This window comes from Rhizobium sp. NLR22b, from assembly GCF_019685295.1.
Classification (GTDB): domain Bacteria; phylum Pseudomonadota; class Alphaproteobacteria; order Rhizobiales; family Rhizobiaceae; genus Rhizobium.
The window spans coordinates 284450-305197 of record NZ_JABDWM010000004.1 but is presented as its reverse complement, the minus strand read 5'-3'; the positions used below and the strand labels follow the sequence as shown (position 1 = coordinate 305197).

Annotated in this window: 16 protein-coding genes; 11 read left to right on the top strand and 5 right to left on the bottom strand. The window is 60.9% G+C overall.

All coding sequences use genetic code 11. The features are described 5' to 3' along the window. Positions 1-7: 7 nt before the first annotated feature. Genes mnmG through HJC00_RS09425 form a run of 4 tightly spaced genes read left to right on the top strand, consistent with a single transcriptional unit; the run spans position 8 to position 4255 of the window. Positions 8-1885: a tRNA uridine-5-carboxymethylaminomethyl(34) synthesis enzyme MnmG gene (gene mnmG / locus HJC00_RS09440; RefSeq protein ID WP_210632790.1), complete on the top strand. Its 1878-nt coding sequence runs from the start codon at positions 8-10 to the stop codon at positions 1883-1885. Positions 1886-1909: 24 nt separating this feature from the next. Beyond that, a complete protein-coding gene (gene rsmG / locus HJC00_RS09435; RefSeq protein WP_210632789.1) occupies positions 1910-2527 on the top strand; it encodes a 16S rRNA (guanine(527)-N(7))-methyltransferase RsmG in 618 nt (205 codons plus the stop codon). 19 nt (positions 2528-2546) lie between these two features. Continuing rightward, positions 2547-3341, top strand: a complete 795-nt coding sequence (locus HJC00_RS09430; protein WP_210632788.1) for a ParA family protein — start codon at positions 2547-2549, stop codon at positions 3339-3341. 32 nt (positions 3342-3373) lie between these two features. Further along, on the top strand, positions 3374-4255 hold the full coding sequence (locus HJC00_RS09425; protein ID WP_221163892.1) for a ParB/RepB/Spo0J family partition protein: 882 nt from the start codon (positions 3374-3376) through the stop codon (positions 4253-4255). Here HJC00_RS09425 and holA read toward each other — a convergent pair whose 3' ends face one another. From holA to leuS, 3 genes are read right to left on the bottom strand one after another with little or no spacing between them, the layout of a single operon-like run. Continuing rightward, positions 4256-5296, bottom strand: a complete 1041-nt coding sequence (gene holA / locus HJC00_RS09420; RefSeq protein WP_221146290.1) for a DNA polymerase III subunit delta — start codon at positions 5294-5296, stop codon at positions 4256-4258. Positions 5297-5306: 10 nt separating this feature from the next. After that, positions 5307-5816: an LPS assembly lipoprotein LptE gene (lptE, locus tag HJC00_RS09415; RefSeq protein WP_210632785.1), complete on the bottom strand. Its 510-nt coding sequence runs from the start codon at positions 5814-5816 to the stop codon at positions 5307-5309. Continuing rightward, positions 5806-8436, bottom strand: a complete 2631-nt coding sequence (gene leuS / locus HJC00_RS09410) for a leucine--tRNA ligase (protein ID WP_221163891.1) — start codon at positions 8434-8436, stop codon at positions 5806-5808. The genes lptE and leuS overlap by 11 nt, the downstream gene beginning before the upstream one ends. A 201-nt stretch (positions 8437-8637) precedes the next feature. Between leuS and HJC00_RS09405 the strand changes: the two genes are divergently transcribed. Together HJC00_RS09405 and HJC00_RS09400 are read left to right on the top strand one after the other, a co-directional pair. Beyond that, positions 8638-9297: a YggS family pyridoxal phosphate-dependent enzyme gene (locus tag HJC00_RS09405; protein WP_221154883.1), complete on the top strand. Its 660-nt coding sequence runs from the start codon at positions 8638-8640 to the stop codon at positions 9295-9297. An 81-nt stretch (positions 9298-9378) separates the two neighbouring features. Beyond that, the gene (locus HJC00_RS09400) at positions 9379-11289 is read left to right on the top strand and encodes a propionyl-CoA synthetase (protein ID WP_221163890.1); all 1911 of its coding nucleotides are present in this window, start codon (positions 9379-9381) and stop codon (positions 11287-11289) included. Positions 11290-11379: 90 nt separating this feature from the next. Here HJC00_RS09400 and HJC00_RS09395 read toward each other — a convergent pair whose 3' ends face one another. Beyond that, positions 11380-12081, bottom strand: a complete 702-nt coding sequence (locus HJC00_RS09395) for a DUF1013 domain-containing protein (protein ID WP_210632782.1) — start codon at positions 12079-12081, stop codon at positions 11380-11382. A 229-nt stretch (positions 12082-12310) separates the two neighbouring features. Between HJC00_RS09395 and acs the strand changes: the two genes are divergently transcribed. Further along, a complete protein-coding gene (gene acs, locus HJC00_RS09390) occupies positions 12311-14266 on the top strand; it encodes an acetate--CoA ligase (protein ID WP_221163889.1) in 1956 nt (651 codons plus the stop codon). A gap of 109 nt (positions 14267-14375) precedes the next feature. On the opposite strand, the gene HJC00_RS09385 is transcribed toward acs, so the two are convergent. Then, a complete protein-coding gene (locus HJC00_RS09385; protein ID WP_064712464.1) occupies positions 14376-14600 on the bottom strand; it encodes a DUF1674 domain-containing protein in 225 nt (74 codons plus the stop codon). A gap of 109 nt (positions 14601-14709) precedes the next feature. On the opposite strand from HJC00_RS09385, the gene htpX reads away from it, so the two are divergent. The 4 genes from htpX (at position 14710) to purH (ending at position 20738) form a co-directional block, all read left to right on the top strand. Beyond that, positions 14710-15666 carry a zinc metalloprotease HtpX gene (htpX, locus tag HJC00_RS09380; protein ID WP_221146282.1) on the top strand — a complete coding sequence of 319 codons (957 nt, stop codon included), beginning with the start codon at positions 14710-14712 and terminating at the stop codon, positions 15664-15666. Beyond that, positions 15657-17045, top strand: a complete 1389-nt coding sequence (locus HJC00_RS09375) for an RsmB/NOP family class I SAM-dependent RNA methyltransferase (protein ID WP_221163888.1) — start codon at positions 15657-15659, stop codon at positions 17043-17045. The genes htpX and HJC00_RS09375 overlap by 10 nt, the downstream gene beginning before the upstream one ends. A 200-nt stretch (positions 17046-17245) precedes the next feature. Next, positions 17246-18919 carry a heparinase II/III family protein gene (locus tag HJC00_RS09370; protein ID WP_221146278.1) on the top strand — a complete coding sequence of 558 codons (1674 nt, stop codon included), beginning with the start codon at positions 17246-17248 and terminating at the stop codon, positions 18917-18919. A 202-nt stretch (positions 18920-19121) separates the two neighbouring features. Continuing rightward, positions 19122-20738, top strand: a complete 1617-nt coding sequence (purH, locus tag HJC00_RS09365) for a bifunctional phosphoribosylaminoimidazolecarboxamide formyltransferase/IMP cyclohydrolase (protein ID WP_221163887.1) — start codon at positions 19122-19124, stop codon at positions 20736-20738. The last annotated feature ends 10 nt before the right edge of the window (positions 20739-20748 follow it).

The window sequence follows — 20748 nt, the reverse complement described above, 5'->3', positions numbered from 1 at the left end:
TTTTGATATGACCGATAGTGGCTATGATGTGATCGTCATCGGCGGCGGCCATGCAGGGGCCGAGGCAGCCAGTGCGGCTGCGCGCCTCGGTGCGAAAACTGCGCTGGTTACTCACAGACGAGACACGATCGGGGTCATGTCCTGCAATCCGGCGATCGGCGGGCTCGGAAAGGGACATCTGGTTCGTGAGATCGACGCGATGGATGGCCTGATGGGCCGGGTTGCCGATGTTGCCGGCATCCAGTTCAGAATGCTGAACCGCAAAAAGGGCGCCGCTGTGCGGGGTCCACGGACCCAGGCAGACCGAAAGCTTTACCGGCTGGCGATGCTCGCCGCAATCGAAGCAATGCCAGGCTTGGACATTATCGAGGGCGACGCATTTGATCTCGATGTGCTCGATGGCCGTGTTGCTGGCGTCATCATGAAAGACGGTCGACGGCTTCAGGCGCCGGCGGTGGTCTTGACAACCGGCACCTTCCTGCGCGGCCTTATTCATATCGGCGCTGCAAAGACGCCTGCTGGTCGTGTCGGCGAAGCTCCGTCGATCGGCCTGTCCGCCACCCTGGCGCGGTTGGGGCTGCGGCTGGGACGGTTGAAGACCGGAACGCCGGCCCGGCTTGATGGCAAGACGATCGACTGGGACTCCGTCGGCCGACAGGGTGCGGATGAGGAACTTGTGCCCTTTTCCCTCATGACGAATTCCATCACCACGCGGCAGGTTGAATGCGGCGTTACCAGGACGACCGAGGCGACACACCGCATCATTATCGAGAATATCAAGCGCTCGGCGATGTATTCCGGCCAGATCGAAGGCGTCGGGCCGCGCTACTGCCCGTCCATCGAAGATAAGCTGGTGAAATTCGGAGAACGCGACGGGCATCAGGTCTTTCTTGAACCTGAGGGACTGGATGACGACACGGTTTATCCGAACGGCATTTCGACGTCGCTGCCGGCCGAAGTTCAAGCTGCTTTCATCAAGACCATTCCGGGCCTCGAATCTGCCAAGATACTGCAGCCGGGTTATGCCATCGAATATGACCATGTCGATCCAAGAGAGCTTACCCCATCGCTTGAGGTCAAGCGACTGAGAGGTCTGTTCCTCGCGGGCCAGATTAATGGCACCACCGGCTATGAGGAGGCCGCGGCCCAGGGACTGGCAGCTGGATTGAATGCCGCACTACGCAGTTCCGATTCGGAACCGTTCCATTTCAGCCGTACAAGCTCCTATATTGGCGTGATGATCGACGACCTGACGTCGCGTGGCGTTACGGAGCCGTATCGAATGTTTACCTCGCGTGCGGAATACCGCCTGACTTTGCGCGCCGACAACGCGGACGCGCGGCTGACACCGCTGGCAATGGAGCTTGGATGTGTGGGCGCCGAGCGCGCCGAGCGATTCACGGCCTATCAGGCCGAGATTGACGCTGGCCGCGCCCAACTGATGGCGCTGACGGTGACGCCCAACCAGGCGCGACGGGCGGGCCTGAACATCAACCTCGATGGCCAGCGCCGGACGGCCTACGATCTCTTGTCCTATCCGGCCTATGATTTCGCCGCACTTCGACAGGTTTGGCCGGAAGAATTGGGTGGGCTCCGGCCAAAAGTCATGGAGGCGTTGGAGATTGAGGCGGGTTACTCGGTTTACCTCGATCGGCAAGCGGCGGCGATTGCCGACCAGCAGCGCGACGAGGAGCGGCGGATACCGGCGGATTTCAATTATGACGCTCTCTCCGGGCTTTCGAATGAACTTAAGGCTAAGCTCAATGCTGCTCGCCCGTTCAACGTTGCCCAGGCGGCGATTGTCGAGGGCATGACCCCCGCCGCCATTGCGCTGTTGCTGGTGCACTTGCGTCGGCAGCAGGGATTCGAACGCCAAAGCGCCTGATACAAGATGTGAGAGTCTGTGAGAATGGAATTGAACGGTTTGCGTGTTTCACGTGAAACACAGGAACGACTTCAACATTTTGCGACACTGTTTCAAAAATGGGCCAAAACGATCAACTTGGTGGCGCCGTCGACGCTCGATGCACTGTGGCGCCGCCATATCGCTGATAGCAGTCAGATTTTTCAGATCTGCCCGCGGCCTGTCACCTGGGTTGATCTCGGCAGTGGCGGCGGCTTTCCCGGTGTGATTACCGCCATCTTCCTGGCAGAGCTGCAAGACGGTTGGGTGCATCTTGTCGAAAGCAACCACAAAAAGGCTGCGTTCTTGCGAACGGCGCTACGAGAGACGAATGCACGGGGAAGCGTACACGCCACTCGAATCGAAGACGCCTATGCGGAGATCGGCGATTGCGAAGCGATCTCAGCGCGAGCCCTTGCCGATCTTGATGGGTTGATCGCCTATACAGCCCCCTGGATGCTTGGCAAGGAAAATTGCCGGGGGTTTTTTCACAAAGGCCGGGATTACCTGAGAGAAATTGCCGAAGCCCGTGGTCGGTGGGAATTCGATCTGATAGAACATGAGAGCGCCGTCGAGCAGGAATCCGTGATTTTGGAAGTATCCAATCTCCGGCGCTTGGTTTAACAGATCGGATATTGCAGCAATGGCTGGCGAACGACATCGGATAATAACCATCGCAAATCAGAAAGGTGGCGTTGGCAAGACGACCACTGCAATCAATCTGGCAACGGCGCTGGCCGCCATCGGCGAGCGTGTCCTGATCATCGATCTGGATCCGCAGGGCAATGCCAGCACCGGCCTGGGTATCGACCGTCGTGATCGCAAGCTCTCCTCCTATGACCTGATGGTCGGCGAACGCGGGATCGGCGACGTGACGCTGGAGACAGCCGTTCCCAACCTCTTCATCGTTCCTTCGACCATGGATCTGCTCGGCATCGAGATGGAGATCTCGCAGCAGAGCGATCGGGTGTTTAGATTGCGGAAGGCACTGTCCTCTCCCGAGGCTATGGCATTCTCCTATATTCTTCTGGATTGCCCGCCCTCTTTCAATCTGCTGACGATGAATGCCATGGCGGCCGCCCATTCGGTGCTGGTGCCGCTGCAATGCGAATTCTTTGCGCTGGAGGGGCTGAGCCAGCTGCTCGAGACCGTCAGTCAGATTCGGCGGACAGTAAATCCGCGGCTGGACATCCAGGGCATCGTTTTGACGATGTTCGATGCGCGTAACAATTTGGCCCAGCAGGTGGTCAATGATGTGCGGACCCATCTAGGGGAAAAGGTTTATCATACGTTAATCCCCCGTAACGTCCGGGTGTCCGAGGCGCCATCCTACGGCAAGCCTGCTATTCTCTATGATCTGAAATGTGCGGGTAGCCAGGCCTATCTGCAACTGGCCTCCGAGGTCATTCAGCGTGAGCGCCAGAGACTGGCCGCGTAAGATCATTTCCGGGGTATAGGTGAGTGTAGAATATGAATGACGACGTATCGAAAAGACGACTGGGTCGCGGCCTTGCAGCACTGATTGGTGAAATGGATCAGCCTGTTCCGGTCGAAGCTGAACGCACCGTCAGCGCCGACCGGATGATTCCGATCGAATTCGTCAACCGTAATCCGCGCAATCCGCGCCGTTTCTTCGACGACACCGAACTGCACGACCTTGCGAGTTCCATCCGCCAGCACGGCATCGTTCAGCCGATCGTGGTGCGGACGATGTCGCAGGACCGATATGAAATCATTGCCGGTGAACGGCGCTGGCGTGCAGCTCAGCTCGCCGGCCTGATTGAAATCCCCGTCATTATTCGGGACGTTGACGACAAGACCGCGCTTGAGATTGCGATTGTCGAAAACGTGCAGCGAGCCGATCTCAATCCTCTCGAAGAGGCATTGGGCTATGAGCAGCTGATCGCCGAGTATGGCTATACCCAAAATGATCTTGGCGAGATCATTGGCAAAAGCCGCAGTCATGTCGCCAACTCGTTGCGTTTGCTGAAATTGCCCGATCCGGTTCGCGATCTTCTTGCTGCCGGCAGCCTTTCGGCCGGACATGCACGCGCGCTTGTTTCGACACCCGACCCGGCAAGCCTTGCCCGCACCATCGTCGCCAAGGGCATGTCGGTGCGTGATGCCGAGAAGTTGGCGCAGAACAATATCAAGGCGCAATCGGAGCCGCAGCAGCCGGCCTTGCGTCGTGATCAGAAGGATTCGGATACGCTGGCGCTCGAACGAACGCTTTCTGATGCCCTTGGGCTTGAGGTTTCAATCAATCACAAATCCGGCGGCGGCCAGATCAAGATTGCTTATAAGTCGCTGGAACAGCTCGAGGAAGTCTGCCGCCTGCTGGAAAGGCGATGATCACGCGGATCTGCGGCCGGATTGAAGGGTGGTGGAGAGAAGTGTTTGCATTGCAACGCTGTCTTCCAGCACCTGTCGCCGCCGACTCTGGAGGATCGCCGCTTGCAGGCGATTGGATTCACGCGCAATGTTTTCCGCCGACCAGTGGCGTAGTGCCTGCTCGATGATCGGCTTGCGACGAAAATGCAGATGCCGACCCATCGTCTGCATGACCTGAGGCGCCTGTACCCTTTTTTCTTCCATTTCAGCGCGCATCATGTCCAGAAGCTGGAATTGCTTCAGACAGGCCTGCAGTACCAGAAAGATCGCGGTTTTTGAACTGCTGATCTTTTGCATGGCATGTAGGAAACCGTGGAGATCACCGCCGAGGATAGCATCGACGGCGTCATCGACGGATATCGCGCTGGCGTCGCCAATTATTTCGGTTACGTGATGTTCCTCAACCGTGTTGAGGCCGCTGCAATAGAGGGCGAGCTTGCGCACTTCGTTACGAGAAGCGATGCGATCACCGCCGATCAGTGCAATCAGCGCCTGACGGGCCGCCGGGGTAATACCAAGCTTCTCCGCCCCGAGTTCAGCGTCGATCAAGCCGTTCAGAGCGCGGCTGTCGTCGGCGTAGGAGGGGATCGTCATGATGGATCGCATGGCTTCCGCAGTCTTGCGAAGCAGGGATCCTTTTTTCAGATCGCCGGCCTCGACGATCAGGTGGGCGGCTTCGAGCGGTTTTTCAGCCAGCACCGCCAGCGAGTCGACGAGGTATTTCTCGTTGGCGGCACCGCGGATCCAGATGAGTTTCTCGCCGCCGAACAGCCCGATAGACTGAGCCTCGTCAAGCAACCGTCCGGGATCCTTTTGCAGATCGCCGATATCGAGTTTGGTCATCGAGAAAGGATCATCGAGCGCGACGCCGGTCTTGCCGGCGATCTGGCCGGCCCGTTCGGAAACCAGACCGCGGTCCGGCCCGTAAATGACGAAAATCCGGTAATTCCCCGCCGATTTCTGCAGGAAAGTCTCGAATTCATGGGACTTGATTTCAGCCACTGCCCCGCCCTCAGCGGCTGAGGGCGGCGGCGAGATCGGCTCCTACGAATTCCGCCGCCTGGTCGGCCGCGCGGTTTTCGGCATCGCGGATCGCCCTTTGCTTCGCGAATTCCTGCTCGGAGAAATCGACCAGAGCCGTCGTCTGGCGACTGCCGGCCTTGATCACGCGACCATCGGCTACCGAGCTCAGCGTATAGGTGACGGTGACGGTGACGCGACCGGCGCGGGAGGTATCGCCGGATTGACGCAGCAGTGTATCGGCGACGATCGATGTAGCGCGCATTTGGACGTGATATTGTGGATTTACCGCTTCGCCGGCGCCTCGCGATGCCAGGAAGATCAGGTGATTGCGCACCTGCTGCTCGACGCGACTTGCCGCATCGGAAAAGCCGACCGAGGACAGCTTTTCCGCAACACCCGAGTTCTCCGAATAAAGCGGCCGAACCTGGCAGGCCGCAAGAAAGGCCGAGGCGGCAAGGATCATGGCGATGCCGGCATTGCGGGTGATATCAGACGACAATGTTCACAATCCTTTGGGGAACCACGATGATCTTCTTCGGCGCCTGACCGTTCAGCACGTTCTTCACCGCATCCAGTTCCAGCACGGCGTTGGTGACGGCATTCTGATCTGCGTCGCGAGAAATTGTCAATTCAGCGCGCTTCTTGCCGTTGATCTGGACGGGCAGAATGACGTCATTTTCCATGACCAGCGCTTCCATGTAGCGCGGCCATTCCGTGCGGGCGAGCAGCCCGGCATTGCCGAGCGTGGCCCAGCATTCCTCGGCAAGATGCGGCGTCATCGGTGCGACGAGCTGGATCAGGATCTCGGCAGCGTCACGCACGGCGGCACGATAGGCGATATCGCCTTCACCCGCCGCAACCCTCGTCAGCGGCGCGGCGAGCGCATTGACGAGCTCATAGATACGGGCGACGGCCTTGTTGAACCAAAGCTTGTCGTAATCGTTCTGAACGGCCTTCAGCGTCTTGTGCGCCGCCTGCGAGACTGCCAGAGCCTCCCCTTCGCTTGCCGGTGCGGGGGCAACGCTCGACAGGCCGTTAGCGGCTTCGGAAATCAGACGCCACAGGCGCTGGGTGAAGCGATGGGCACCTTCGACCCCGGCCTCGGACCAGATGACGTCACGCTCCGGCGGCGAATCGGACAGAACGAAGAAGCGGGCAGTATCGGCGCCATAGGAGGCGATAATATCGTCCGGATCGACGACGTTCTTCTTCGACTTCGACATCTTCTCGATCGAGCCGATGGCGATCTCCTCGCCTGACGCCAGCAAGAAGGCACGGCGTTTACCGTCGATCTCCTCGATACGGATATCGGCGGGAGCCACCCACTCGCGGCTGGCGCCGGAACCGCGGCTATAGGTCTCATGGACCACCATGCCCTGGGTGAAAAGACCCTTGAAGGGTTCGGTGGCGGCGACATGGCCGGTCTCGCGCATCGCGCGGGTGAAGAAACGGGAATAGAGCAGATGCAGGATCGCATGCTCGATGCCGCCGATATACTGGTCGACCGGCAGCCAGCGATTAGCCGCCTCAGGATCGGTCGGCTTGGCTTCCCATGGCGCGGTAAAGCGGGTGAAATACCAGCTTGAATCGACGAAGGTGTCCATCGTATCCGTCTCGCGGCGAGCGTCCTTGCCGCAGTTCGGGCAGGCGACATGACGCCAAGTCGGATGGCGGTCGAGCGGATTGCCGGGCTGGTCGAAGGTTACGTCCTCGGGCAGCTTGACCGGCAGATCCTTCTTCGGCACCGGCACAACCCCGCAGGCGTCGCAATGGATGACCGGGATCGGGCAGCCCCAGTAGCGCTGGCGCGAAATGCCCCAGTCGCGCAGGCGGAAATTGATCATCCGCTCGCCCTGCGGCGCATTGCCGAGGCAAGCCGCCGAAAGCCGGTCGGCGACGATATTGAAGGCTTCCTCCGTCGTCTTGCCGTCGAGGAAACGCGAATTGATCATCACGCCGTCGCCGTCATAAGCGGTGTCGCCGACGGAAAAGCTTGCGGCGTCACCATCCTTCGGCATGACGACCGGCACAACCGGCAGGCCATATTTCCGGGCAAAATCGAGGTCGCGCTGGTCTCCCGACGGGCAGCCGAAGATCGCGCCGGTACCGTAATCCATCAGCACGAAATTGGCGATGTAGACCGGCAGTTCCCAGGAGGGATCGAGCGGATGCCTGACCCGGATGCCGGTATCCATGCCCTTCTTTTCGGCGGTCTCGAGCGCGGCGAGCGAGGTGCCGGCGCGGCGGCACTCCTCGCAGAAGGCTTCGATCTCGACATTCTTCGCCGCCGCATCCTTGGCCAGCGGATGATCGGCGGCGATCGCCAGGAAGGAGGCGCCGAACAAGGTATCCGGCCGTGTCGTATAGACCGTGATTTCGGTCTCACCGGCGGGCGCCGTCTCCGGCACGATCTCCCACCGGACCGTCAAGCCTTCGGAACGGCCGATCCAGTTCTTCTGCATCAGGCGCACTTTTTCCGGCCACTGGTCGAGCGTATCCAGCGCGTCCAGCAGGTCCTGGCTGAAATCGGTGATCTTGAAGAACCACTGCGTCAGTTCGCGCTGTTCGACCAGCGCGCCGGAGCGCCAGCCGCGGCCGTCGATCACCTGTTCGTTGGCAAGAACGGTATTGTCGACCGGATCCCAGTTCACCTTCGACTGCTTGCGGTAGACCAGACCGTTTTCCAGGAAGTCCAGGAACAGATGCTGCTGGTGCTGGTAATAGTCAACGTCGCAGGTGGCGAATTCGCGGCTCCAGTCCAGCGACAGCCCCATGGCCTTCAACTGCGCCTTCATCGAAGCGATGTTCTGGTAGGTCCAGGACGCGGGGTGCACACCGCGCTCCATGGCGGCGTTTTCCGCCGGCATGCCGAAGGCGTCCCAACCCATCGGATGCAGCACGTTATAGCCCCGGGCACGCTTGTAACGGGCGACCACGTCGCCCATGGCGTAATTGCGGACATGGCCCATATGAATGCGCCCCGAGGGATAGGGGAACATTTCGAGGACATAATATTTTTCGCGCGGATCCGAATTGTCGGTCTCGAAGACCTTCTCTTCGTTCCATTTTTGCTGCCAGCGGGGCTCGGCGTCGCGCGGATTATAACGTTCGGTGGCCATGGTATTCAGAATTCCAGAAAATCAGGGGAGTTGGTCGAGACCTTCACCATGAAACCACCGTAGCGTCAAGTTTTGCAGGCGTTGCAAGCGTCCGATCTTCATGCCGCCGAAGCGATTTCGCCGGAGCGGGTCTTGGCAAGCACGGAATGGCTGGCTAGTTCATTGCCAATTCTTTTCACTGAGATATGTCGAGGCAGAATGATGGACCTTCAAGAGCGGTTGAATGACGTGCGGTCGCGGGTCGCGGCGGCGGAACGCCAGGCAGGCCGTCCGGCTGGTTCCGTTCAGCTCGTCGCCGTATCGAAGACGTTCGAGGCGGATGCGATCCGCCCGGCGATCGAGGCGGGGCAGCGGGTGTTCGGTGAGAACCGGGTACAGGAAAGCCAGGGCAAATGGCCTGATCTGAAGGCCGAGCATGCTGATATCGAACTGCACCTGATCGGGCCGCTGCAATCGAACAAGGCGGCGGATGCGGTGGCGCTTTTCGATGTCATCGAGACGGTGGACCGCGAAAAGATCGCCCGCGCCCTTACCGAAGAGATGAAGCGGCAAGGCAGGACGCCGCGGCTCTACGTCCAGGTCAATACCGGACTGGAGCCACAGAAGGCCGGCATCGCTCCCGAGGATACGCCTGGTTTCGTCGCCCTCTGCCGCGATGAGCTCGGCCTGGCCATCGACGGGCTGATGTGCATTCCGCCGGCCGACGAAAATCCCGGGCCGCATTTCGCCCTGCTGGCAAAGCTCGCACTGAAATGCGGCGTCGAAAAACTCTCCATGGGCATGTCGGGCGATTACGAGACGGCGATCGCCTTCGGCGCCACCAGCATACGGGTGGGATCGGCGATTTTCGGCGCGCGCTGATACCTGCTTTCGTCGGGCTTTCCGTCCTCCCCGGCCCAGCCTAAATTGATATCGAGGCTTGCATGTCCTGGGGAGGAGCAGATGCAAAACGGCTATCATCAAGTCTATGCGGCCTGGAAAGGCGATCCCGAAGGCTTCTGGCGCGAAGCGGCCACCGATATCAACTGGTTCACGCCTCCGGAGCGGATATTTTCGCCCGATGACGGCGCCTATGGCCGCTGGTTCTCAGGTGCGGAAACCAACACCTGTCACAATTGTCTGGACCGGCATGTCATGGCGGGACGCGGGGGCGAGACGGCGATCCTGTTCGACAGCGCGATGAGCGGCGAGAAACGCCGCTTCACCTATGACGAGGCGCTTGGCGAGGTGAAGGCGATCGCCGCGACGCTGCTCGGGCTCGGCATCGGCAAAGGCGACCGCGTGATCCTTTATATGCCGATGGTGCCACAGGCGGTGTTTGCGATGCTCGCCTGCGCTCGCATCGGTGCGGTCCATTCGGTCGTTTTCGGCGGCTTTGCCGCCAGCGAGCTTGCCGCGCGCATCGACGACAGCGGCGCCAAGCTGGTGATCACCGCGAGCTGCGGCCTCGAGCCCGGCCGAGTCGTCGCCTATAAGCCGCTGGTCGATCAGGCGATCGAGCTTGCACGGATGAAGCCGGAGCGCTGCCTGGTGCTGCAGCGGCCGCAGCTTCCGGCAGATCTCGTCAGCGGCCGCGATCAGGATTTCGAGGCGGCGGTGGCGCGCCATCGCGGCGCGGAGCTGGCCTGTGTTCCCGTCAAAGCGACCGATCCGCTCTATATCCTCTACACCTCTGGGACGACGGGCCAGCCGAAGGGCGTGGTGCGCGACAATGGCGGCCATATGGTCGCGCTCAACTGGTCGATGCGCAATATTTACGGGCTGAAGCCGGGAGAGGTCTTCTGGACGGCGTCCGATATCGGCTGGGTCGTCGGCCATTCCTACATCGTCTATGCACCGCTGATCGCGGGCGTGACCACGCTGATCTACGAGGGAAAGCCGGTCGGCACCCCGGATGCCGGCGTCTTCTGGCGGGTCGTCTCGGAATACAAGGTGCGTGTGCTCTTTACGGCACCGACCGCATTCCGCGCCATTCGGCGGGAGGATGGTGAGGGCGAACTGCTGCGACAATATCCAATGCCGGATTTCCGGGCACTATTTCTGGCCGGTGAGAGGGCGGACCCAGAGACACTGAAATGGGCGGAGCGCATGCTCGGCGTTCCGGTCATCGATCACTGGTGGCAGACGGAGACCGGCTGGGCGATCGCCGCCAACCCGCTTGGTCTTGGCGCCCTCCCCGTCAAGCATGGCTCACCGACATTGCCGATGCCCGGTTATGACATCGCGGTGCTCGACGATGCCGGTCACCCGGTCGAGTCGGGAACGCTCGGCAATATCGTCATAAAGCTGCCCTTGCCGCCGGGTTGCCTGCCGACCCTCTGGAACGCCGACGATCGCTTCCGGTCGGCTTACCTCGATGAATTTCCTGGCTACTACAAGACCGCCGATGCCGGCTATGTCGACGAGGACGGTTATCTTTTCATCATGTCGCGCACCGATGACATCATCAATTGCGCTGGTCACCGGCTTTCCACCGGGGCGATGGAGGAGGTCTGCGCGCGCCATCCCGATGTCGCCGAGTGCGCGGTCATCGGTGTGACCGATGCGGTGAAGGGTCAGGTGCCCTGTGGTTTCCTGGTGCTGAAACGCGATGTTTCCCGTGAAACGCCGGCGATCGAATCGGAGGTCGTGGCGATGATCCGCCAGTCGATCGGCCCGGTCGCGGCCTTCAAAACGGCCATCACCGTCAATCGCCTGCCGAAAACACGCTCCGGCAAAATCCTGCGCGGAACCATGCAGAAGATCGCTGACGGCATACCCTGGAAAATGCCGGCAACCATCGATGATCCGGCGATTCTGGAAGAGATCGCAGAGGCACTGCGCAAGCGTGGTTTTGGCTCCCTGCCGATGTAAGCCAGATATCGACGGGCCCGGTTCCGCACGTCGTTATCGCAATAAAAAACCCTGCCGGCCGGCAGGGTTTTTGCGGAGATGACCGATATCTCAGTACTGATCTTCGTCATCCTCGTCCTTCGGGGCCGAGCGCAGCGAGCTCAGCTTGCGGAAGACGGCGTCGGCGTCGATTTCCTTTTCCTCTTCGCGCTCGTAGTTCGGGGTCAGCCGTTCGGTCTCCTGCGCCGATTGCAGCGTTGCGCCAAGCTCCGCGGCGGTCGGCAGCGGACGACCCTTGGATGCCTTTTCCACTTCCATGTCGAGGTCGATCTGGCTGCAGAGGCCGAGCGTGACCGGATCCATCGGCGCCAGGTTGGCGGAGTTCCAGTGGGTGCGCTCGCGGATCTGCTCGATCGTCGATTTCGTCGTGCCGACCAGTCGGGAAATCTGCGCGTCCTTCAACTCGGGATGATTGCGCACCAGCCAGAGAATGGCGTTCGGGCGGTCCTGACGCTTGGAGACCGGCGTGTAACGCGGGCCGCGGCGCTTGGATTCCGGCACGCGCACCTTCGGTTCGGAAAGCTTCAGCTTGTGGTTCGGGTTGGCTTCGGCGCGGGCGATCTCGTCACGGGAGAGCTGTCCCGTCGAGATCGGGTCGAGACCCTTGATGCCCTGCGCGGCTTCGCCGTCAGCAATCGCCTTGACCTCGAGCGGATGCAGTTTGCAGAACTGCGCGATCTGATCGAAAGACAGCGCCGTGTTGTCGACAAGCCAGATGGCAGTCGCCTTCGGCATGAGCAATGTTTGAGCCATGGATATAGTCCTTCTATCGTCCGCGCCGGTCGCGGTCCGTGGATTGTCACCACAATGTCCGGGAAATATGGCGCTATATAACCGGACTGTCGCAGAATTGCAATTCTTCCGAAATCAAATGACCTTTGTCTAATTGCCGTGGCGATGCGAACTGCTATGAATTGCCGTGATTTGAAGTTCGGCCCTGCATAGCTGGCGGTCCGTCGCATGTCCCATGAGGAGGAGTTCCATGTCGGAGAAGATCTATCCGGTCACGAAGCCGGTGAAGGCGCGCGCCCTGATCGATAAGGAGAAGTACCTGAAATGGTACGATGAAAGCATTGAAAATCCGGACAAGTTCTGGGGCAAGCACGGCAAGCGGATCGACTGGTTCAAGCCTTACACGAAGGTCAAGAACACCTCCTTTACCGGCAAGGTCTCGATCAAATGGTTCGAAGACGGCCAGACGAACGTCTCCTACAATTGCATCGACCGCCATCTGAAGACGAATGGCGACCAGGTGGCGATCATCTGGGAAGGCGATAACCCTTACGTCGACAAGAAGATCACCTATAACGAGCTCTACGAGCATGTTTGCCGGACGGCGAACGTGTTGAAGAAGCATGGCGTCAAGAAGGGTGATCGCGTCACCATCTACATGCCAATGATCCCGGAAGCAGCCTATGCGATGCTCGCCTGTGCTCGCATCGGCGCGGCGCATTCCGTCGTCTTCGGCGGCTTCTCGCCGGAGGCGCTGGCAGGGCGCATCGTCGATTGCGAATCCACCTTCGTGATCACCTGCGACGAAGGTGTGCGCGGCGGCAAGCCGGTACCGCTGAAGGACAACACCGATACGGCGATCCATATCGCTGCCCGTCAGCACGTCACCGTCAGCAAGGTCCTCGTCGTTCGCCGCACCGGCGGCAAGACTGGCTGGGCGCCGGGACGCGACCTCTGGTTTCATCAGGAAATCGCCAGCGTGAAGGCGGAATGCCCGCCGGTGAAGATGAAGGCGGAAGATCCGCTGTTCATTCTCTACACGTCAGGTTCCACCGGCAAGCCGAAGGGCGTGCTGCATACGACCGGCGGTTATCTCGTCTATGCGGCGATGACGCATGAATATGTCTTCGACTACCACCACGGCGACATTTACTGGTGCACGGCCGATGTCGGCTGGGTCACAGGCCATTCCTATATCGTCTATGGGCCGCTGGCGAACTGCGCGACCACGCTGATGTTCGAGGGCGTGCCGAATTTCCCGGATCAGGGCCGTTTCTGGGAAGTGATCGACAAGCACAAGGTCAACATTTTCTATACCGCGCCGACGGCAATCCGCTCGCTGATGGGCGCGGGCGACGAATTCGTCACGCGCTCCTCCCGCTCGTCGCTGCAGCTGCTCGGCACGGTCGGCGAACCGATCAACCCGGAAGCCTGGGAGTGGTATTATAATGTCGTCGGCGACAAGCGCTGCCCGGTCATCGACACCTGGTGGCAGACGGAAACCGGCGGCCACATGATCACGCCGCTGCCGGGCGCCACCGACCTCAAGCCCGGTTCGGCGACGATGCCGTTCTTCGGCGTCAAGCCGCAGCTGGTCGACAATGAAGGCAAAGTGCTGGAAGGGGCTGCCGACGGCAATCTTTGCATCACCGACAGCTGGCCGGGCCAGATGCGCACCGTCTATGGCGACCACGACCGCTTCATCCAGACCTATTTCTCCACCTACAAGGGCAAGTATTTCACCGGTGACGGCTGCCGGCGCGACGAAGACGGCTATTACTGGATCACCGGCCGTGTCGACGACGTGCTCAACGTCTCCGGCCACCGGCTCGGAACGGCGGAGGTTGAGTCCGCCCTCGTCTCGCACAATCTGGTGTCGGAAGCGGCCGTCGTCGGCTATCCGCATTCAATCAAGGGTCAGGGCATCTATTGCTATGTGACCTTGATGGCCGGCCACGAAGGCACCGACACGCTTCGCCAGGAACTGGTGAAACATGTGCGCGCCGAAATCGGGCCGATCGCGGCGCCCGACAAGATCCAGTTCGCGCCCGGCCTGCCGAAGACCCGCTCCGGCAAGATCATGCGCCGCATCCTGCGCAAGATTGCCGAAGACGATTTCGGCGCTCTCGGCGATACCTCGACGCTCGCCGATCCCGCCGTCGTCGACGATCTGATCGCGAACCGGCAGAACAAGGTGACTGCCTGATATAAAGAGCCGCTCCGGCCATCCGAGTCCCGGGGCGGCTCACTTTGCTTTGGCTGGCTGAATTTGGACGGCCTGCATGAGGCCCGGATTTGGGCCCGACAATCCGGCCTTAAAAATCGATCGCCCGGCCATTGATCTCGTAATCGCCGAAGCGTGCAGGCTCGGCTCCGCCGCGGCCGCCGATCTCGGGTGGCAGATCCAGCGGCTTCTGGTTCTTGCGTCTTTCTTCAGCCTCGGCAAGCGCACGTCGGGCCGCCGGAGACAGTACCTTGCGCGGCGGCTCCGATCCCTCCACCGTCGGCGTCTGGCTATTGTCGTTGTCGGCTTCCTGCATGGCCTTCTCCTGCCGGAAATATTGAAAATGGCGGGTGAATAACCAAATCATAATGCGCGGTCGCCGGGAATGAAAGCTTGCGACGCCGTAATCGAGTTGGAGATTCGCAATGAACCTCGTTCGCACTGCCATGTTGCTTGCCTTCATGACGGCGCTTTTCATGTTCGTCGGTTTTCTGATCGGCGGTCGAGGCGGCATGATGATCGCCTTTCTCATTGCCGCCGGCATGAATTTCTTCTCTTATTGGAACTCCGATCGGATGGTGCTAGCGGCCTATCGCGCGCAGCAGATCGACGAACGCAATGCGCCGGAATTCTTTGCGATCGTGCGCGATCTCGCTCGTAATGCCGGTCTGCCGATGCCGAAGGTCTATCTATACGACAGCCCGCAGCCGAATGCCTTCGCCACCGGCCGCAATCCCGAAAATGCCGCCGTCGCCGCCTCGACCGGCCTGCTTTCCGCCTTGTCTCCCGAGGAGGTCGCCGGCGTGATGGCGCATGAGCTCGCCCATATCCGGAACCGCGACACGCTGACCATGACGATCACGGCAACGCTTGCCGGCGCGATCTCGATGCTCGGCAACTTCGCTTTCTTCTTCGGCGGCAACCGCGACAACAACAATAATCCCCTCGGTTTCATCGGCGTTCTCGTCGCGATGATCGTCGCACCGCTCGCCGCCATGCTGGTGCAGATGGCGATCAGCCGCACGCGTGAATATTCGGCCGACCGCCACGGCGCCGAAATCTGCGGCAATCCGCTCTGGCTCGCTTCCGCACTTGGAAAGATTGCCCGCGGCGCGGCTCATGTGCCGAATGAGGATGCCGAGCGCAATCCGGCGACGGCGCATATGTTCATCATCAATCCGCTTTCCGGCGAACGCATGGACAATCTGTTTTCCACCCACCCGAACACGGAAAACCGCATTGCCGCGCTGCAGGAGATGGCGCAAAGCGGCATGAGTGTCTCGACGGGACCGGTGCGTGCTGCTAATCCGTCGCGCAAATCGCGCTCTGTTCCGAATACGGGTCGCGGTGGTTCGCAACCGCCAAAAGGTCCGTGGTCTTGAATTCAGACGGCACGAAAAAGCCATTCCGCCAACAGAAACCCTTCGCCGGCCGATCGGCGCCAGCCAAGCCGGGCCTGCAGACCCGGGCGGCGGCCGCAAAAATTCTGGCAGCCGTCGTCGACCGAAAGCTGCCGCTCGACGGCGCTCTCGATCATGAACACGGCAATCCGGCCTACAAGGCGCTTGGCGAAAGCGATCGCGCCCTCGTCCGCGCCATTCTCAACACGACGCTGCGCCACCTGCCGCGCATCGACGCCGCAATTGCCTCGCTGCTGGAATCGCCGCTGCCGGAGGGTGCGCGGGCCTTACACCATGTTCTGGCAATCGCGGCGGCGCAGATCCTTTATCTCGACGTGCCGGATCATTCGGCCGTCGATCTTGCCGTCGAGCAGGCCAACCTGGATCCACGCAATCGCCGCTTCGCAAAGCTGGTCAATGCGGTGCTGCGCCGGCTCGGCCGTGAAAAGGACGAGGTGCTGGAGAAGATCGGTAAGGTTCCGCCGATGCCGGGCTGGTTCCTCGCACGGCTGGAAAAGGCTTATGGCCGCGACGCGGCGCTGGCGATCGCGCAATCGCAGCTCGAACCTGCGGCGATCGATTTGACCGTCAAATCCGACGCCGAAGCCTGGGCGAAGAAGCTGAACGGCGTTGCCCTGCCGACGGGCGGCGTGCGGCTTGCCGCCTTTGACGGCGGAATTCCTTCACTCGAGGGCTTCGACGACGGTGCGTGGTGGGTGCAGGATGCGGCGGCAAGCATTCCGGCCAGGCTTTTCGGTGATCTGTCGGGCAAACGTGCCGCCGATCTCTGTGCTGCGCCTGGCGGCAAGACAGCGCAGCTCATCCTTGCCGGCGGCGCGGTGACCGCACTCGATCAGTCGGAAAGCCGGCTGAGACGGCTGCGGTCGAATCTCGACCGGCTTGGCCTCAACGCGGAAACGGTTGCGACGGATCTGACGACATTCAAGCCGACGGAAGGCTTCGATGCCATCCTGCTCGACGCCCCCTGCTCTTCCACCGGCACGACGCGCCGGCACCCTGACGTGCTGTGGACCAAGGGGCCGGATGATATTGCGAGGCTGGCGGCGCTGCAGGAGCGGCTGCTGCGTCATGCGCTGACCTTGCTGAAACCCGGAGGCACGCTGGTGTTTTCGAACTGCTCGCTCGATCCGGCCGAAGGCGAGGAGGTGGTCGCCCGCGTTGTTTCCAATACGGACGCGATCGAGCGTGTGCCGATCAGCGCGGGCGACTGGCCCGGTCTTGAAGCGGCGATCACGCCGCTCGGTGAATTCCGCACGCTTCCGACCATGCTGAAAATGCCGGACGGCATTGCCTCCGGCCTCGACGGCTTCTACGCGGTGATGCTGCGGCGAGCCGCCTGATTGCTTCAACCTCGTCGCCCGAAACCGTCTCATGCGCTGATTACACGCCCGCAGCACAGCTGTCGTTCTTTGCGTAGCGACGGAATTACGTGCAACAATTTTCGTATATTCGAAATTTGTAACGAATTAATTCATTGTGGGCGATGAAATCGGCTGCTTTTCACCTATTCTTAACCATGAGGGTCAATAGACAATAGAATATGCAGTCCGGTCGGCGTTTTGCGAGCATGTATGTTCGGGAGGCTTGGCGGCGCGCCTTGCGCCGCGTCGCGTTGCTGCGCCTGAAGCTCATTCGCCATTCGATCAAACCGCCCGAGCGCCTGATCGTCGCCCCGACCGATCTTCGCGGCATCGATTCACATGTGGCGGACGAAATTCTCAATGGACGTTTCCTCCTGGCCGGGCGCATGCTGGAAACGAACGGCAAATCGCCCTTCACCTTCACCCTGCCTTCGCGGCCCTTTGCGACCCGCCTGCACAGCTTCGGCTGGCTGCGGCACATGCGTGCGCACAAGACGGAACGCAGCGCGGCGGTTGCCCGAGCGATCGTCGACAGCTGGCTTTCCATCCATGCCGGCCGCATGGAAGGAATTGCCTGGGAGACCGACGTCACCGCCCAGCGCGTCATTGCCTGGCTGTCACATTCGCCTGTTGTGCTGCAGAACGCCGATCGCGGCTTTTATCGGCGCTTCATGAAGTCGCTCGCTTTCCAGGTCAGGTTCCTGCATCGCGTGGCGCCTTATACGCTTGGCGGTCTGGAGCTGTTCCGGCTACGCATCGCGCTCGCCATGGCCTCCGTCGCCATGCCGGCCCGCGCCTCCACGCTTCGGAGAGCGGCGCAGGCGCTCGACCGTCAATTCGATAGCCAGATTCTGCCGGATGGCGGCCACATCTCGCGCAACCCGCGCATCGGCTTGGAACTGTTGCTCGACCTGCTGCCGCTGCGGCAGACTTACGTCAATCTCGGCCATGACCTGCCGCAAAAGCTGATCTCCGGCATCGACCGCATGTATCCCGCTTTGCGGTTTTTCCGGCATCAGGACGGGGACCTGGCGCTTTTCAACGGCGCAACCTCGACGCTCGCCAATGAGCTGATGTCGGTGCTCAGATATGACGAGACCGCCGGCCAGCCGTTCAAGGCTTTGCCGCAGTCGCGCTATCAGCGGCTTTCCGGGGGCAAGACCGTCATAATCGCCGATACCGGGACGCCGCCTTCGGGCGGCGCAGTGCGCACCGCGCATGCCGGCAGCCTTTCATTCGAAATGTCGTCCGGCCGCCATCGCTTCATCGTCAATTCCGGCTCGCCGAAATTTGCCGGACACCGCTATGTGCAGATGGCGCGCACGACCGCGGCGCATTCGACCGTCATCCTCAACGACACCTCATCCAGCCGTTTTTCACGCTCGCCTTTCCTCGATCACGCAATCACCGAACCGGTGAAAACCGTCACCGTCGAACGTGTCGAAACGGAGGATGGGCGCGACAGCATCAAGCTCAGCCATGACGGTTATCTCAAGCCGTTCGGCGTGCTGCACGAGCGTGAGCTGACGCTCAATGCCGCGGGTTCGATGGTGACAGGCCACGACCGGCTCATCCGGCGTGAAGGATATGAAAGTGACGACCCCCTGAAGGCCGTCGCCCGTTTTCATATTCATCCTTCCATCGTTCTGCAGCAGAGCGATGGAGAATCCGTGCTGCTGACGGCGCCGGACGGCGAAAGCTGGCTGTTTTCCGCGCCCGGAAATGAAGTCCTGGTTTCCGAGGACATCTTCTTTGCCGACAGCTCCGGCATTTGTGGCTCGGACCAGATCGAGATCGATTTCGATCTGGCCGAGAAGACGGAGATCCGCTGGTTTCTCTCCCGTAAAGCTTAGACGGGACGGCCAACTGGCCAAAATTCAAATTCGGGACTAAATCGAAAGGCAGAGCATCAGCGCTGTTTGCGTGACGTCAAAGCTGTGCTAACGCGGCGGCAGCAAGAAAACGTCCCTAAGGCAGATTTCGTCCGAAAGCCGCTCACACTTTTCGGCCTCATGCTCTAGCGGATATCTTCCGAAGCCCGAACGGAGAAGGTTCATGGCCGTCATTTCCAAAAAGATCCCCGCCCCGGACAAGGTCGAAATCAAGACCGCACTCCTCTCCGTGTTCGACAAGACCGGCATCGTCGAGCTCGCCCGGACATTGTCCGAAAGAGGCGTGCGGCTGCTGTCGACCGGCGGCACCTACAAGGCGATCGCCGCTGCCGGTCTGGTGGTCACCGACGTCTCCGAGATCACCGGCTTTCCCGAGATCATGGATGGGCGCGTCAAGACGCTGCATCCGATCGTGCATGGCGGCCTGCTGGCGATCCGCGACGACGGCGAACACCAGGAAGCGATGAAAAAGCACGGGATCGAGGGCATCGATCTGGCCGTCATCAACCTCTATCCTTTCGAAGAGGTACGCGCGGCCGGCGGCGATTATCCGACGACCGTCGAAAATATCGACATCGGCGGTCCGGCGATGATCCGTGCATCGGCCAAGAACCATGCCTATGTGACCATCCTGACAGACCCAGACGATTATGCCGAGTTCAAGGAGCAGCTTTCGGCGGATGACGGCAAGACCGCCTATGCCTTCCGCCAGCGCATGGCTGCCAAGGCCTATGCCCGAACCGCGGCCTATGATGCCACGATTTCCAACTGGTTTGCCGAAGCGCTGGCGATCGACACGCCGCGCCACCGCGTCATCGGCGGTGTGCTGAAGGACGAGATGCGTTACGGTGAAAATCCGCACCAGAAGGCGGCCTTCTACGTCACGGGCGAGAAGCGCCCGGGCGTTTCGACGGCCGTCCTGCTGCAGGGCAAGCAGCTCTCCTATAACAATATCAACGACACCGATGCCGCCTATGAACTCGTCGCCGAATTCCTGCCGGAAAAGGCGCCCGCCTGCGCGATCATCAAACATGCCAATCCCTGCGGCGTCGCCACCGGCTCGAGCCTGGTGGAAGCCTATCAGCGGGCGCTTGCCTGCGATTCCGTTTCCGCATTCGGCGGCATCATCGCCCTCAACCGGATATTGGATGTCGAAACGGCGGAGGGGATCGTCAAGCTCTTCACCGAAGTGATCATCGCGCCCGATGTCACCGAGGAGGCCAGGGCTATCGTCGCTCGCAAGCCGAACCTGCGGCTGCTGTCGGCCGGTGGCCTGCCCGATCCGCGCGCCCCAGGACTGACGGCGAAGACCGTTTCCGGCGGCCTGCTCGTCCAGAGTCGCGACAACGGCATGATCGAGGATCTGGAGCTCAAGGTCGTCACCAAGCGTGCGCCGACGGCGCAGGAGCTTGATGATATGAAGTTTGCCTTCAAAGTCGGCAAACATGTCAAATCGAATGCCGTGGTCTATGCCAAGGATGGCCAGACGGCTGGAATCGGCGCCGGCCAGATGAGCCGGGTGGATTCCGCCCGCATTGCCGCGCTGAAGGCCGAAGAGGCCGCCAAGGCGCTTGGCCTCCCCTCGCCGATGACGCAAGGCTCGGCGGTTGCTTCCGAAGCCTTCCTGCCATTTGCCGATGGTCTTCTGTCGATGATCGCCGCAGGGGCGACAGCGGTCATTCAGCCGGGCGGTTCGATGCGAGACCAGGAGGTCATCGATGCCGCCAACGAACACGGCGTCGCGATGGTCTTCACCGGCATGCGCCATTTCCGGCACTGACGCGTGCCGG